14 protein-coding genes are annotated in these 14,962 nt (G+C 39.2%); 9 read left to right on the top strand and 5 right to left on the bottom strand.

Annotation, left to right across the window (positions count from 1 at the left end; all coding sequences use genetic code 11):
* Positions 1–10 precede the first annotated feature (10 nt).
* Positions 11–1,279: an ATP-binding protein gene (locus tag PL_RS06700; RefSeq protein ID WP_041881758.1), complete on the top strand. Its 1,269-nt coding sequence runs from the start codon at positions 11–13 to the stop codon at positions 1,277–1,279.
* On the opposite strand, the gene PL_RS06695 is transcribed toward PL_RS06700, so the two are convergent.
* Together PL_RS06695 and lspA are read right to left on the bottom strand one after the other, a co-directional pair.
* Entirely contained in the window at positions 1,257–1,925 is a 669-nt protein-coding gene (locus PL_RS06695) for a peptidylprolyl isomerase (RefSeq protein WP_052496259.1), read from the bottom strand. The genes PL_RS06700 and PL_RS06695 overlap by 23 nt on opposite strands.
* 47 nt (positions 1,926–1,972) lie before the next feature.
* Positions 1,973–2,467 carry a signal peptidase II gene (lspA, locus tag PL_RS06690; RefSeq protein ID WP_041881761.1) on the bottom strand — a complete coding sequence of 165 codons (495 nt, stop codon included), beginning with the start codon at positions 2,465–2,467 and terminating at the stop codon, positions 1,973–1,975.
* A gap of 127 nt (positions 2,468–2,594) precedes the next feature.
* Here lspA and lepB point away from each other — a divergent pair, with 127 nt between their 5' ends.
* A complete protein-coding gene (gene lepB, locus PL_RS06685; protein ID WP_041881763.1) occupies positions 2,595–3,779 on the top strand; it encodes a signal peptidase I in 1,185 nt (394 codons plus the stop codon).
* A 68-nt stretch (positions 3,780–3,847) separates the two neighbouring features.
* The gene (locus PL_RS06680; protein WP_041881766.1) at positions 3,848–4,345 is read left to right on the top strand and encodes a low affinity iron permease family protein; all 498 of its coding nucleotides are present in this window, start codon (positions 3,848–3,850) and stop codon (positions 4,343–4,345) included.
* Between the two features lie 18 nt (positions 4,346–4,363).
* Here PL_RS06680 and PL_RS06675 read toward each other — a convergent pair whose 3' ends face one another.
* Together PL_RS06675 and PL_RS06670 are read right to left on the bottom strand one after the other, a co-directional pair.
* Positions 4,364–5,998, bottom strand: a complete 1,635-nt coding sequence (locus tag PL_RS06675) for a L,D-transpeptidase family protein (RefSeq protein WP_348621277.1) — start codon at positions 5,996–5,998, stop codon at positions 4,364–4,366.
* Positions 5,999–6,030: 32 nt separating this feature from the next.
* Positions 6,031–6,852 carry an alpha/beta fold hydrolase gene (locus tag PL_RS06670; RefSeq protein WP_082035913.1) on the bottom strand — a complete coding sequence of 274 codons (822 nt, stop codon included), beginning with the start codon at positions 6,850–6,852 and terminating at the stop codon, positions 6,031–6,033.
* A 164-nt stretch (positions 6,853–7,016) separates the two neighbouring features.
* Between PL_RS06670 and PL_RS06665 the strand changes: the two genes are divergently transcribed.
* The 6 genes from PL_RS06665 to dnaA all read left to right on the top strand — a co-directional run bounded on the left by PL_RS06665 (position 7,017) and on the right by dnaA (position 13,807).
* Positions 7,017–7,637 carry a phosphatase PAP2-related protein gene (locus PL_RS06665; RefSeq protein WP_041881768.1) on the top strand — a complete coding sequence of 207 codons (621 nt, stop codon included), beginning with the start codon at positions 7,017–7,019 and terminating at the stop codon, positions 7,635–7,637.
* Between the two features lie 82 nt (positions 7,638–7,719).
* Positions 7,720–9,180, top strand: coding sequence for an aminoacyl-histidine dipeptidase (locus PL_RS06660; protein WP_041881772.1), 1,461 nt, complete (start codon positions 7,720–7,722; stop codon positions 9,178–9,180).
* 41 nt (positions 9,181–9,221) lie between these two features.
* A complete protein-coding gene (fabV, locus tag PL_RS06655) occupies positions 9,222–10,412 on the top strand; it encodes an enoyl-ACP reductase FabV (protein ID WP_041881774.1) in 1,191 nt (396 codons plus the stop codon).
* A 159-nt stretch (positions 10,413–10,571) separates the two neighbouring features.
* Positions 10,572–11,006 carry a MarR family winged helix-turn-helix transcriptional regulator gene (locus tag PL_RS06650; protein ID WP_041881777.1) on the top strand — a complete coding sequence of 145 codons (435 nt, stop codon included), beginning with the start codon at positions 10,572–10,574 and terminating at the stop codon, positions 11,004–11,006.
* Entirely contained in the window at positions 10,999–11,424 is a 426-nt protein-coding gene (locus tag PL_RS06645; RefSeq protein ID WP_200890727.1) for an organic hydroperoxide resistance protein, read from the top strand. The genes PL_RS06650 and PL_RS06645 overlap by 8 nt, the downstream gene beginning before the upstream one ends.
* 952 nt (positions 11,425–12,376) lie before the next feature.
* The gene (dnaA, locus tag PL_RS06640; RefSeq protein WP_041881779.1) at positions 12,377–13,807 is read left to right on the top strand and encodes a chromosomal replication initiator protein DnaA; all 1,431 of its coding nucleotides are present in this window, start codon (positions 12,377–12,379) and stop codon (positions 13,805–13,807) included.
* A gap of 98 nt (positions 13,808–13,905) precedes the next feature.
* Here dnaA and PL_RS06635 read toward each other — a convergent pair whose 3' ends face one another.
* Positions 13,906–14,922 carry a C1 family peptidase gene (locus PL_RS06635; RefSeq protein ID WP_041881783.1) on the bottom strand — a complete coding sequence of 339 codons (1,017 nt, stop codon included), beginning with the start codon at positions 14,920–14,922 and terminating at the stop codon, positions 13,906–13,908.
* Positions 14,923–14,962: the final 40 nt, after the last annotated feature.

Here is a 14,962-nt window from a genome sequence, read left to right as displayed (position 1 = left end):
TACCGGTTCTATGGCAAATAATGTAAATATCACTTCCAGCGGCATACAAAAGGTTTTGCGGAATTATAATGAAAAGCAGGCGCTTGCTGAGTATATCTGGAATGGTTTCGACGCAAAGGCTGATACTGTAGAAATCAACTACACAGCTAATGAATTGGGGTTCATGGATAGTCTTGAAATCTATGACAATGGTTACGGGATAAACTTCAAAAACCTGAAAGTTAAATTTGACCCGTTTTACGAGTCAGAAAAAGCCTTGCAGTTAGCCGTTAACCGCAACAGATCTGTGATGCATGGTAAAAATGGAGTTGGAAGATTAACTTTCTTCAAATTTGCTAATGATGCAGAGTGGCAGACTACTTTTTTGCATAATAATGAACTTAAAAGCGGGAGAATCAGGATTGGGGTATCTGCACTGAATAATTATCAGGCGGGTTTACTGGATATGCCTTTGAGTGATAAACAGGGAACAAGAGTCTTGTTTTCGAATATTAAGATCCTTGCAGAAAATATGGAACAGGAGATTATTCCTTTTCTAAGGGCAGAGTTTTGCTGGTTTCTGGAGCTGAATAAAAAGAAGAACTATACAATTATAGTAAATGGTATTCCGCTGGATTATAGTGGTAACATCCAGTATTATGAAGAAGATATTCTGTTGAAAGATGAAGGTAGTCAGACCGTATTTAAACTAAAGTTTGTGCAATGGAAAGAATCTTTGCATAAAGAACTCTCCAAAGTATATTATATCAATGAAATGGGCGAGGAGATGTTTAAAGAATATACCACGCTGAATAAAAAAGCTGACGAATATTTTCACAGTGTTTATATAGAAAGTGAATTTTTCACGGACTTTGACTTCAGCGGAACAGAGTTCGATACGCAGGTCAAATTATATAACCGCTCAAAATCTTCCGCAGAATATAAGTTCCTGAGTAAAAAAGTGAATGAGCTGCTTCGTTCCAAAAGAAAACTTTTTCTGAAAGAGTATTCTGGTAAGTTGCTGCAGCGTTTTGAGAATGAAGGTGTAATTTCTCTGAGTGACAGGGAACCCCTGAACCCTGAAAGAAAAAAAATATTGCTTGGTACTTTGAAGGCCATCTATGAAATCCAGCCGAAGTTATTTAGTAATCTGAGTATAGATCAGAAAAAAACATTGATTGCCCTGATTGATGCCTTGCTGGTTTCCGATCAGCGGGCCAGTCTGCTCCACCTGCTGGAAAATATTGTTGATCTGGAAGAAGAAGAGAGAGCAGAGCTTACTGCTTTACTGGCTTTCTGATCTCTTTTTTATCAAGAATAGTAATGGTGAAAGCCTCCTTTTTTAAAGGACGGTCATTTTTATCAGTAGCTACGGCATTGATGGCTTCAGCAACTGCCAGCCCTTCAATAATCTCTCCGAATACAGTATAATCATTATCAAGACGTGGTATTCCCCCTATCTTTTTATACACTTCGCGCTGGGATGCAGAAAACTTAATTCCTTTTTTTACTTCCAGGGCATCCAGTTCTGCATCAGTCTGAATTTTACCCTGTACCAGATAAATCTGATCCAGAAAAGAACTTTTTTCAGGATTATCATCTCTTCCGGCACCTAAGGCTCCCTTTTTATGGAAAAGCTCAGTTCTTATTTCAGCAGCCAGACGTTCGGCAGGAACATTTGGGTTTAACTTTTCTCTTTTTAATATGGTCTCATCCAGTTCACCTCCCTGGCTGACAAAATCTTTAATTACCCGGTTGAATTCCTGATCTCTAAACAGACCTTTTTTTACCAGACGGACAAAATTATCCCGGTGATGAGGAGTCTCGTCATAAAGCTTAATCAGGATATTACCTTTTGAAGTCGATAAACGCACAAAGGTAGTCTGGGCTTTAATGGAGCCAGACAGGAAAAACAGCGAAATAGTCAACAGGGATAATAATCTCATACAGGGAATAATTTAATAAATTTGACAGATAAACTGAGTTAAAGCTGTTAAGTGAATTGAAGTGTCCGTTTAACATATAAATGTATAACGAGCATTATCATTCCAATCATAATAGAAACATCAGCAAGATTGAATATACCTGTTTTCAGGAAATAAAAGTCTATATGCAGGAAATCTGTTACTGAACCATAAAGTAACCGGTCATATAAATTACCCAGACCTCCGCCAATTACAAAACAAATTCCCAGGACTAATAAGGTGTTAAGCTGGCTGTTTTTTAGCAGATAATAGATCCCATAACAAAGAGCCAGCAGTGGAATTAAAGACAGAAAGATGAACTTTACAGAATCAGTCATGGAATCTCCTGTACTTAAAAAAGCGCCTGAATTTTCAACTTTGGTCAATATAAAATGATTACCGATAACATTGATAGTTTCATGATAAGCTATGTTTTTACGGGCGACATCTTTTGAAAGCTGATCACATCCTGCATTGGCCAGTACCAGTAATAAAATGGATACGTTTCTTAAAATAGGTTTCATTTGAAATGAGGGTTTCTGCCATAAACATAACCTGTTTTTTTGTAATCTCAAATTATTAACCACCGGTATCACATTTTGTGATATTGTAACAATAAAAGCGGCTGGTTATCTAATCCTAAAATGAGATATGTGGTTTAAAAAGAAAAAGCTAAAACCTGGCGAAAAGAAATCCAAAGCCCGTGAATGGACTGATGCAGTTATATTCGCAGTAATTGCAGCAACTATAATCCGGGTGTTTTTTATTGAGGCCTATGTAATTCCTTCAGGTTCTATGGAGAAGTCACTGCTGATCGGAGATTATCTGTTTGTCAGTAAAGTCAATTATGGCGCACGTATCCCAATGACACCGGTAGCTTTTCCTTTTGCGCACCATACTATGCCTCTGATCGGAACAAAAGCATATTGGGATGGCGTAGAATGGAAATACAGAAGGTTACCAGGTCTGGGTGCTATCCAAAGAAACGATGTTGTTGTTTTTAACTATCCGCAGGGTGATACTTGTGCGCTGGAAAATCAGGATGCAGATTATTATGAACTGCTCAGACATTCCGGGCGTGCTGCTGTATATGCTCAATATACCATTGTTTCAAGACCTGTAGATAAAAGAGAGAACTTTATCAAACGTTGTATGGCCACAGGCGGTGATGTCATGGCCATTAAACAAGGACTGGTCTATGTGAATGGCAAAGCGGTTCCTTTGGAAAATACAGGACAGACAGATTATATCGTTACCCTGAAAAGTGCAGCTGTAAATTTTGAGGTATTTGAAGATCTGGGCTTTGTAATTAACAAAGATATTGCTGCAATTTCGGTAAATACTTATCAGTTTACCGGATCACCAGAACAGATGAACAAGGTGAAAGCACTGGACTTTGTTAGCCAGGTAAAAGAGATATATGCCCCGGCGGGGGAGAGAGACCCGGATATTTATCCCTATGATCCTAACCGGAAGTGGAATATAGACAATATGGGGCCTTTTGTCGTGCCAAAAAAAGGCTGGACAGTCAAACTGGATAGTGTTTCTATGCCTCTTTATGAACGTGCTATCCGTATCTATGAAGGAAATAGTTTAGAAAAGAAAGGATCAGTATGGCTGCTCAATGGTAAACCGGCAAGCAGTTATACCTTTAAGATGAATTATTACTGGATGATGGGAGATAACAGGCATCGGTCATCAGACTCGCGGTACTGGGGACCTGTTCCTGAAGATCATATTGTAGGAAAAGCATTGTTTGTCTGGATGAGCCATGATACCGCAGGATCATTCTTTAATCAAATCAGATGGAACCGGATTTTTAAGATTATCCGTTAGCCAAAAACAGAAGAGCGATGTATTTGTTATGACCCATAACATTGTCTGAAGACTAAAATTCATAGCTCATGGAAAAAAAGAAAGAGTCTTTTTTTGAAAAACTCGCCACAAAAATTACATGCTGGACAGGTAGTTCAGCAGCGTTTGGTATTGCTTTGACTGTAGTTGTGGTTTGGGGAATCAGCGGGCCAATCTTCAAATATTCTGATACATGGCAGCTGGTCATTAATACCGGAACTACAATTATCACCTTTATGATGGTCTTTTTAATTCAGAAATCCCAGAACAAAGACTCCAAAGCTATCCAGTTGAAATTAAACGAACTGATAGCTGCAAGTATCCACGCGAGCAACAGGATGGTGGATATAGAAGATCTTACAGAGGATGAACTGAATGTGTTAAGGAAGTATTATCAGAAACTTTCTGATATTTCAGAAAAGGAAGAAGATATTCATCATTCACATTCTATAGATGCAGCCAGTAATCAGGAAAAAATGAAGGCTGCACATCTGAAAAAGTATCATGCTGATCAGACTACTGTAAAAAAGCCCCGGAAAAGCGATTAATGCTTCCGGGGCTTTTCTTTACCTGGCAGGAAATAGTTGTTCGGCCATTTTCTGATCATGACCGTAAATATCTTCCCTGAAATTGATCAATCCATTTTTGTCTACCCAGCTGGTAAAATAAGCTATGATGACCGGAACAGGAACTTTCATGGTTACCCATATTTCCTTATTGGACTCCATGGCTTTATCAATTTTATCTGTGGTCCATTCTGTACGACCGGCCAATAAATATTCAGCTAAGGCTTTTGGTTTGGCCAGACGGATACAACCATGGCTAAATGCACGCTTACTTTCAGCAAACAAAGATTTTGCCGGAGTATCATGCAGGTAGATATTATAACTGTTGGGGAACAGAAACTTTACGCGCCCCAGAGAATTTGTATTACCCGGTTTCTGGCGGATCAACGGCAAACCATCACTAAAACCATATTGTTCCATATTCTTCCGGGCCAGGAAATTGCGGTTTTTGCGCATTTCCGGTAGTATCTCTGCCCGTACGATACTTGGAGGGATGTTCCAGTATGGGCTAAATACAATATTTTTTAAATTATTACTGAATATAACTGTCTTATTAGCTGCTTTTCCAACCACAATCCCCATATTCAATACCTCTTTTTTTGCCTCAAAGACATGCAGTTTATATTCTGGAATATTGACTAAAATCAGTTTGCCATCAGGCATCAGAGGAGACCAGCGGATTCTTTCCAGGTTAATCAGCATTTGCTGAATGCGGGATTCGACAGGTGCATTTAAGGCTGTCAGCAATAAACGGTCAGGTTTTCCTGTTTGTCCATAACCAAACTGAAGTTGTGCTTTTTTAATAGCTGCGGTTACCCCGGGTGTATACACCGAAGTCGTATCTTGAGCACTCAGATCTCCAAAATCAATTAATCTCTGTTTTAATCTGGAGACAACCAGTCCTGAATCTCCTTCTTTTACTTTTTTAAGTTCAGCAGCATCAATCTGCGGCCAGATACCTCTTTTCTGGATACTATACCAGCGGATGAGCTCCTTATTTAAGGTTTTATAATAGTTGTTTACGGGTGCCCATTCTTCTATTCCACTTCCTTTTTTCGCAACCAGTGAATCCAGTAAAGCTACTGCATCAATTTTTTTTCTTGGAATGTACCATTGTAATGCTGCCGGATCTACTTTGCCTGCATAAGCATTGGTTACAAAGCTGAAGAAGTGTTGGGTAAGTTCCAGTTCCAGTTTAACCAGGGCGGGGGATGACTGACGGATCAATGTATCTTTATTGATTAATCCACTGAGTTGATTGCGTAGCGTGCGGTCATTTTTAGTGCTGTCCACAGCAGTTGAATCATAACTCTTGTCCAGTTCATAAAATACCCGGGTCTGCTCTGCGAGCCCCTTTTCAGTTAACCAGGCAAATTGAAAGTTTCTGCTGTTGTAAAAATTTCTCAGCCTTAAGGCTGTGCTGTCTTCCAGTTTGGTATCAGTGATATACTTTTCCAGTTCCATACTATCAATTAATAGTTTGGTTACTGCGTTTTTGGGCGTAATGGTTATATCCCTGGCTATTTTTTTTGCCTCTTTACGCTGACATTGTACTAAAAACAATGAGCTGAGGAGTATCAGGAACAAAAATGGTGAACCTGAAAGAGGAAGAAATGAGCGTAGCTTTAGTTTCATATGTTAAATATATTAATTCCTGAGAATATATGTTATTGTCTGGCAGGAGGTTGAAAGAACTCATCCACTTTCTGGTTAAATTCATCCTTATGTTCAATTAAAGTGGCATGACCGGATTTTGGAACAATCCATAACTGGCCCTGTGGAATATGTTTGGCAATCGCTACCGTATGTTCCGTATTAATTAAGTCATGATCGCCACCAATAATCAGGGCAGGGCATTTAATTTGTTTCAGTGCTGTGAGAGGAATGTTAGGTTGGGCCCAGTCCAGCAGAAATACCTTCCAGTCATTCTTTTCCTTTGGTGTTTGATAAATCTTGTCTTTGCCCGATAAAAAGGTTTCCTGTTCAGATTTCCAGAATTCAGGTTTCAGGGCTGTGGAATCGGGCCAGAGATTTGCTCCGGTTGAAGCCAGTTTAATTACTTTGTCCGGATGTCTCATAGCCAGAAGCAAAGCGTTAATGCCACCATCACTCCAGCCGATTATATAAGCTGAATTTATATGCATAGAATCCAGTAATTCGGCATAATCATCTGCCATCATTTCAAAGCTCAGCGAATCACGAAGGTCTGCAGATTTACCATGTGCACGGCTGTCAGCCACAATGACTTTATACTTTTTGGAGAAGTAAGGAATATTACCGGCAAATGAACTGATATCCCCGCCATTTCCGTGAATCATCAGTAAAGGTTTGCCTGAACCATAGGTTTCATAATACATTTTAAAACCACGGATATTGAAGTAATTTCCTGTTTTTTTATTATGACCATAATTGATCACCTTGTCCTGGCAGGCATTAATCAGCAGAATAAATACACAGGCCGAAAATATAAAAATGTCTTTTATACGCATAGTATCAGATTGAAAAATAGGTTTCTTTAAGGATGTAATCTGGACAAAGATTAGGATAAAGCATGGTTTTTTATTCGTAATTCATCAATATTTGCTCCAAAAATATAAAGGCGGGAAAAGTAATATTATATTTGTTGCGACAAAATCTAACCTGATTCATATTAATGCAGACTAAACAGCTGACCTGGCAGTTCGCCTGGGAGTATCCGGCCTTCAGGGTAAAATTCATATTAGGACTCCTGGTGATGTTCCTGATACTTTTTTACTTGCAGGATTTTTTCTTGTTTATACAGGCCAGAAACGGAGTTTTAATGGACGACTGGGTGCTGAGCCGTTTACCGGCGCATGATGTTTCCCACTATATATTTTTGATTCTTTATCCGGCAACAGGTTTTTTTATCTGGAAGCTGATTAAGAATTCTTCAATTTGTATTACTGCTTTATGGGGATATATTTTTCTCTGTCTGGCCAGAATGATCACCATTTCGCTGATCCCACTGGATGCACCGCTGAACCTGGTTCATCTCAGTGATCCTTTTTCTATCATTTTTTACGGATCAAACCTTATTACTAAAGACCTGTTCTTCTCAGGACATACAGCTACTTTATGTCTGGTTGGTCTTTGTCTGGAAAATAAGACTGAAAAGATGATTATTTTCATTGCCACCGGGATATTAGGTGTCTTATTATTAGTTCAGCATGTGCACTATACTGCAGATGTACTTGCCGCACCGGTATTCAGTTATATATTCTGGTATCTGGGCAGAACTGTAACAAGGATATAACTTAAGTTGGTCAATTCATTACATTATATATAATTTTAATCCGGGAATTTGCCATGCAGGCTTATTTCATATATCCTTTTAAATGGAAGTCGAAAATTTAGAACCTCAGGAACTTTGGAGTAATTTCATAAAGCTGAATGCTGTACCGCGTGCTTCAAAAAAAGAAGAACGTGTCATTGCCTTCATGGTTGGCTTTGGAAATAACCTTGGTTTGGAAACAATCACAGACCCTATTGGTAACGTAGTTATTAAAAAACCTGCAACTCCGGGAATGGAAGACCGTAAAACAGTGGTTTTACAGTCTCACCTGGATATGGTACATCAGAAAAACAGTGATACCGTGTTTAATTTTGACGAACAGGGAATCGAAATGTTTGTTGATCAGGACTGGGTTAAGGCAAAAGGTACAACACTTGGTGCGGACAATGGAATAGGGGTAGCGGCTATCATGGCTTTATTAGCCTCCACAACGATTGAACACCCTGCGCTGGAAGCGATGTTTACTATTGATGAAGAAACTGGTATGACAGGAGCTAAAGAGCTTGATCCGGCTAATTTTTCGGGCTCAATTCTGTTGAACCTGGACACAGAAGAAGACGATGAGTTAACTATCGGCTGTGCCGGTGGTATAGATACCAATACCAGTTATAATTACCAGCAGGAAGCTGTTACTGCTTCTGCTACAGCCTTTGAAATCACGATTAAGGGATTAAAAGGCGGACATTCAGGGATGGATATCCATAAAGGCAGAGCGAATGCAAATAAACTGATGAACCGGTTGTTTTATACAGCGGTTCAAACGATAAATCTGCAACTGAGCACAATCAATGGCGGAAGTTTAAGAAATGCGATTCCAAGAGAATCTACTGCTGTGGTCGTAGTTGCTGATGCTCAAAAAACATGGTTTGAAGAGTTTATCAAAACGTTTGCGGCAGAACTTAAAGAAGAATATCAGACCATAGAACCTGCACTGGCTGTTGTGATCAGGGAAACGGCCCTGCCGGCAGAAGTGATGATTAACACTGATTTTAAAAAGATCATGAATGTTATTTATTCGATGCCAAACGGCGTATTCAGAATGAGTCCTGATATTCAGGATCTGGTTGAAGCATCAAGCAATCTGGCCAGGGTAATTGTTAAGGATGGTGTTTTTATTACCCAGTCTTTACAGCGCAGTAGTGTAGAAAGCACTAAAATTGATGTTTCAAATGCGATTCGTGCTGCTTTTGAAAATATGGGCAGTGAGGTTAAGCAAGCCGGAGATTATCCCGGATGGAAACCGAATCCGGATTCAGATATTTTAAGATTAATGGTCGGTTTGTATCAGGATGCTTTTGGTAAAGAACCTAAAGTTGATGCCTGTCATGCCGGCCTGGAGTGTGGTATTTTAGGTGGTCATTTACCAGGAATGGACATGATTTCGTTTGGTCCTACCATCAGGGGAGCACATTCTCCGGATGAAAGGGTGCAGATTTCTTCTGTTCAGAAATTCTGGGGATACCTGCTTACCATCCTGAAAGAGATTCCTAAAAACACTAAATAAAAAAGAATTACTTACTTTAGACCTTCTTTAAAGAACAATTTATGATTATTGCACCAAGAATACGTGGTTTTATCTGCCTGACTGCTCATCCCGAAGGATGTGAGCAGAATGTTGTCAATCAAATTAACTACGTGAAATCAAAAGGAGCTATTGCAGGTCCTAAACGTGTGCTGGTTATCGGCGCATCTACAGGATTTGGTTTAGCATCAAGAATTACCAGTGCCTTTGGATCAGACGCATCTACCATAGGTGTGTATTTTGAGAAACCTCCTGCACCAGGTAAAACTGCTTCACCAGGCTGGTATAATACTGCTGCTTTTGAAGCTAAAGCTCAGGAAGCTGGTTTATACGCTAAAAGTATCAATGGTGATGCTTTTTCTGATGAAATCAAACAAAAAACATTAGATCTGATCAAAGCAGACTTAGGTCAGATTGACTTAGTAATCTATAGCCTGGCTTCGCCACGCAGAACACATCCTAAAACAGGAGTTGTTTATAATTCTGTGTTGAAACCAATCGGTCAGAGTTTTACTAATAAAACGGTGGATTTTCATACCGGAGTGGTATCAGATATCTCAATTCAACCAGCAAATGAAGAAGAAATTGAGAATACCGTTGCCGTAATGGGAGGGGAGGACTGGGGTTTCTGGATCGAAGATCTTAAAGCTGCCGGTTTACTTGCTGAAGGCGCTACTACTGTTGCTTATTCCTATATCGGCCCGGAAGTTACTGAATCGGTTTATCGTAAAGGAACTATTGGTCGTGCAAAAGATGATCTGGAAGCAACTGCTTTCCGTATCACTGAAAAATTAAAAGACCTGAATGGTAAAGCTTATGTTTCTGTAAACAAAGCTCTGGTAACACAGGCCAGCTCTGCAATCCCTGTTATCCCATTGTATATTTCATTGCTTTATAAAGTGATGAAAGCAAAAGGAACTCATGAAGGTTGTATCGAACAGATTCAGCGTTTATTTCAGGACAGATTATATTCCGGTGCTGAAGTCCCTACTGATGCGAATGGAAGAATTCGTGTGGATGATCTGGAGATGGATGCAGAAACTCAGGCTGAAGTTAACAGATTATGGGCAGATGTATCTACAGAAAGTTTACCGGCTATTGGTGACCTTGCCGGTTACAAACATGACTTCCTTAACCTGTTTGGTTTTGACGTTGCAGGTGTGGATTATGAAGCTGATACTAATGAAATGGTAGAAGTACCCGGTCTGGTTTAATTCAGTTCTAACCTTTTTAAAGAGGGCTCTCATTCTTTGAGAGCCCTCTTTTTTTGTGTTTATATTTTGATTAAGTTATTGATATATAGTTTGTTGATTGTTATATTTTGCACGATTATATTTTGCGCAATATAATTGCGTAAGACTCGTTTAATAGCTATGGAAATGTTAAAACTGGAGCAGCAGCTCTGCTTCCCGATTTATGCTTTGTCAAGACAGATTACAGCTTTGTACCGGCCTTTGCTGGAGAAACTGGATCTCACCTACCCGCAGTATTTAGTCATGCTTTTGCTTTGGGAAACCAATAAAATCTGTATCAGGGAAATCGGTGAAAAACTTTTGCTTGACACCGGAACTTTAACGCCATTGCTGAAAAGGCTGGAACAGAAAAAATACCTGACCAGGAAAAGAAGTGAAGATGATGAGCGCATTGTGCTGATCGAACTGACTGCAAGCGGACTGAAACTGAAGTATGCAGCAGCAGGAATACCTGGTGCATTATTCTGTGCGCTTGATATCACTGAGAATGAAATGGCTGGTCTTCAGCAAAAATTAACGGGAATTTTAAATACAATAAACAAACATCATGGATAAAATCGAAAAACTGTATACTGCTGAAGCTAGTGCTACTGGTGGTAGAAATGGAAATGTAAAATCATCAGACGGCGTTTTAGACCTCGAAGTAAGGATGCCGAAAGAGCTTGGGGGTGGGGCAGGAGCCTATACTAACCCTGAACAGCTTTTTGCTGCGGGTTATGCAGCTTGTTTTGACAGTGCATTGAATTTAGTAATCAGAACAGAAAAAGTTCAGACAGGTGAAACTAAAGTGACAGCACAGGTCAGTATTGGTAAGAATACTACAGGTGGCTTTCAGCTGGCTGTAAAGCTGAAAGTGGCTATTCCGGGAGTTACCGCTGATGTTGCGCAGGCTCTGACTGAAAAAGCTCACCACGTATGTCCTTATTCAAATGCTACCAGAGGCAATATTGAGGTGGAACTGGAGAATGTCTGAGTACTAAATGGTAGTAATAGCTGATTGGGCTTTCAAAACGTTCCAGATTGGGTCCTGAAAAGCTGTTGTAAAGGCATTGAGAGGGGGTTGAAAGGACGTTGGAAGGATCAGGGTCATACCAAGGTCCTTCCAACGTCCTTTCAACCCCCTTCCAATGTCCTTTCAGCCGTGATTCATACCGCTTTTTTCAGGCAGGATTTCCGCCCAAAGCCATGTTTCTGTAAAAACCCTTAAAAGAGGGTGCTTTCCAGCTGTTAATTGCATCGCTGTTATTCCTTTCCGCTAAGCATGCTTAATCTCTTTTCTGCGGGACGATCTGGTTAAATTAAGGACTATGGTCTTGAGAAAAAAGCGATGCCTGCAGCTGCCGTATTTCGTTTAAAAAACAACGTGGTGACCATGGGCTTTCTGATAATGTGTAAAACGTTTCCCGTTTTTTTTCGGGCTCATATTTTCTGTCAAGTGTAAATAATCCTGATGCTGTTTTAGCAGGCTTTTAATTGTTCACTCTGTTCAGTTTTTTACTGATCTTTTTTTATTTGCCCCTTGATATTTGGATTTTGTTTGTTTATATATAATTTATAATGAGATTTATATGTGCGCTATATAAATAATTAATGAATGACAAAATGTCGCTATCGTATTTTGAGCTGAAAAAAATGTCCTGTAATCAGGTCTGAATAAGTCATGTTTATTTGGTACTATTGTCCTGAATTAAGGATTGAAAAATCTTTTGTCTAAGCAATAGTTATAAACACTGAATTTTTGATGTGGATAAGTTATCCACAAAAAAGCCGTTTTTCGAAAGGCTATCTTTTTGCCTGTTAGCGACTTATGAATTAGGTGAGATTTTATGATTTTTTGTTGGTAATTTTTAGGATCTTCGCCCTCCCAAAACGGCAGAGTGTTTGGTCGTTGTTTAAGTCGAATACCATTAATTTATAGAAGAACTATGCAAAAAACTTGTACCGAAGTATGGAATAACTGTCTCCAGATTATTAAGGATAATATCCCGGTCCAAAGTTTTAAAACTTGGTTCGAGCCGATTTCGGCACTAAAATTGGAAGGCAATATATTGACTGTACAGGTGCCAAGTTTATTCTTTTATGAATGGCTGGAAGAACATTATGTCGGTTTATTGCGTAAGACAGTTAAACAGCAAATGGGAGAAGAAGGACGTCTGGAATATAATATTGTGGTGGATAAGTCATCAAACAGCGGTTCACCATATACGACAAGCATGCCATCCAATGGAAATGGCGCTGCCTCAAAAACACAATCGATGCCGGTTCCTGTATCAATTAATAAGGATATTAAGAATCCTTTTATTATACCGGGCCTGAAAAAATTAAATGTAGATCCTCAGTTAAATTCTCAGTATACTTTTGATAGTTATGTAGAAGGTGATTGTAACCGTTTAGCCCGTTCTGCAGGTTTTGCAGTTGCCGCGAAGCCGGGTGCAACCTCATTTAACCCCCTGATGATTTATGGTGCAGTAGGATTGGGGAAGACCCACCTGGTGCAGGCAATAGGCAATGAAATCAGACGTACTTTACCGGATAAGCTGGTTATTTATGTATCCTGCGAAAAGTTCTGTCAGCAGTTTGTAGAGTCATTAAAGAATAATACCATTAATGATTTTGTGAATTTTTATCAGGCAATGGACGTAATTATCATGGATGATGTCCATAATTTTGCCGGAAAAGAGAAAACTCAGGATATTTTCTTTCATATTTTTAATCACCTGCATCAGTCTGGTAAACAGATTATTATTACTTCTGATAAAGCGCCAAAAGATCTTTCAGGTGTGGAGGAGCGTTTGTTAAGCCGTTTCAAATGGGGACTTTCAGCTGATTTACAGATTCCTGATCTGGAAACCAGAGTAGCTATCCTAAGAAAGAAAATGTATGCTGACGGAATTGAACTTCCATCAGATGTAGTTGAATATGTAGCAAATAACATTGATAACAATGTGCGTGAGCTTGAAGGAGCAATGGTTTCGCTTTTAGCTCAGTCTACATTGAATAAAAAGGATATTGATCTTGGTCTGGCTAAATCCATGCTGAAGAACTTTATCAAGAATACAACCAAAGAGATTTCTATGGACTATATCCAGAAACTGGTTTGTGAGTATTTTGAAGTGCCGGTAGAAATGGTGAAATCAGCGACACGTAAACGTGAAATTGTGCAGGCACGCCAGATTTCTATGTATTTATCAAAGAGTCTGACTAAGTCTTCTTTAAAAAGTATTGGTGCATTTTATGGTGGAAGAGACCATTCTACAGTGATTTATGCCTGTCAGACTGTGGAAGATCTGATTGATACAGATAAGAAGTTTAAAGGTTATGTAACTGATATTCAGAAAAAACTAAAAATGAGCTAGGTTTTTATCTGATCAGAATTCCGGCTGGTTCGGATTTAATAAAAAAAACAGGTTATATCAATGATATAACCTGTTTTTTTATTGCCTGTTTTAAATAGCTAGTTTAAGAATACATAAGCTTCAGTGAAGACATCTTCAGTCTGAGTGCCATTGGCATAAGAATATTTCTTTTTAGCAGCATCATATTTCAGAACGTAATTTGGATGGGTTCCTGAGCCAAAGAAATCATAATCAACCCAGAAAAATCCTTGATCCCTCCATGTGTTTCCCCATTGGTTTTGTACTTTAAATGCATGTTTGTCATCGTCATAACCAATTATTGCTACGGCATGTCCGCCTACAGGTATGCTTTTTCCAACATTCGACTGTTTAAGGAAGCTGTTGTCATAGGATAATCTTGGCGTACCAAACTTATTCCAGACTGCCTGGTTGTTCATATTATCTCCATCTACGTCAAAACCAAAAATAACCGGATGTTTCTGGAAAAGGAGCATTTTAATAGCAGTAGTGTTTTTTCTGGTATCTTTATCCAATAAATAATATTCCGCATTAGCTATTTTATGTAAAGCTGCACTGTCTTTTTGTAACTGACTAACCGCAGAACTGCAATTGTCACTGAAGGGCAGAGTAGTATAAGTACATGAGCCCTGTGCTTTGATCAGATCTAGTGCTTCTGTGATGTAAAGTCCTGAATTACAATCTGTACTTAGCTGGTTGTACACGTAATTCGGGCTGAATACGTTTTTGTTGTTGGCATAACTGGTGCTTGCGGTTCTGTAATATTGTTCCGTTGACCAGGTCGAATAACTCGTGGCCCAGGCTACACATGTTCCTGTATTTCCCTGATCTCCGATTGGTGGGGTAGTCATGGTAAATCTGGTTGGGAAATAAGCTTCTGTTTTTGGTAATTGTCCAACACCGAGTTTTGGTATTTTATCCATAATTGCTTGTGGAGTAGGGATGTACCCTGAGAAGAATGATTGTTTCAGATTACTGTCTGACAGATCGGGACTAGAAGTCTCATCCTGAGCATTTTTCTTACAGGAACCGAACGATAATACGGTTAACAACAACATCAGGCCCAGACCTGATTTAATTTTTTGGTTTGTTTTCATTGGTAGAATGAATTAGGTTTAATGTTTATAATAGATTAAT

Source organism: Pedobacter lusitanus (genome assembly GCF_040026395.1).
Taxonomy (GTDB): domain Bacteria; phylum Bacteroidota; class Bacteroidia; order Sphingobacteriales; family Sphingobacteriaceae; genus Pedobacter; species Pedobacter lusitanus.
Note: the sequence above shows the minus strand (reverse complement) of the source record. Positions and strands in the feature narration are given on the sequence as shown.

Coding starts and splice junctions, on each gene's coding strand:
- PL_RS06700 (WP_041881758.1), top strand. CDS start 11: ATGGCAAATAATGTAAATATCACTTCCAGCGGCATACAAAAGGTTTTG.
- PL_RS06695 (WP_052496259.1), bottom strand. CDS start 1,925: ATGAGATTATTATCCCTGTTGACTATTTCGCTGTTTTTCCTGTCTGGC.
- lspA (WP_041881761.1), bottom strand. CDS start 2,467: ATGAAACCTATTTTAAGAAACGTATCCATTTTATTACTGGTACTGGCC.
- lepB (WP_041881763.1), top strand. CDS start 2,595: ATGTGGTTTAAAAAGAAAAAGCTAAAACCTGGCGAAAAGAAATCCAAA.
- PL_RS06680 (WP_041881766.1), top strand. CDS start 3,848: ATGGAAAAAAAGAAAGAGTCTTTTTTTGAAAAACTCGCCACAAAAATT.
- PL_RS06675 (WP_348621277.1), bottom strand. CDS start 5,998: ATGAAACTAAAGCTACGCTCATTTCTTCCTCTTTCAGGTTCACCATTT.
- PL_RS06670 (WP_082035913.1), bottom strand. CDS start 6,852: ATGCGTATAAAAGACATTTTTATATTTTCGGCCTGTGTATTTATTCTG.
- PL_RS06665 (WP_041881768.1), top strand. CDS start 7,017: ATGCAGACTAAACAGCTGACCTGGCAGTTCGCCTGGGAGTATCCGGCC.
- PL_RS06660 (WP_041881772.1), top strand. CDS start 7,720: ATGGAAGTCGAAAATTTAGAACCTCAGGAACTTTGGAGTAATTTCATA.
- fabV (WP_041881774.1), top strand. CDS start 9,222: ATGATTATTGCACCAAGAATACGTGGTTTTATCTGCCTGACTGCTCAT.
- PL_RS06650 (WP_041881777.1), top strand. CDS start 10,572: ATGGAAATGTTAAAACTGGAGCAGCAGCTCTGCTTCCCGATTTATGCT.
- PL_RS06645 (WP_200890727.1), top strand. CDS start 10,999: ATGGATAAAATCGAAAAACTGTATACTGCTGAAGCTAGTGCTACTGGT.
- dnaA (WP_041881779.1), top strand. CDS start 12,377: ATGCAAAAAACTTGTACCGAAGTATGGAATAACTGTCTCCAGATTATT.
- PL_RS06635 (WP_041881783.1), bottom strand. CDS start 14,922: ATGAAAACAAACCAAAAAATTAAATCAGGTCTGGGCCTGATGTTGTTG.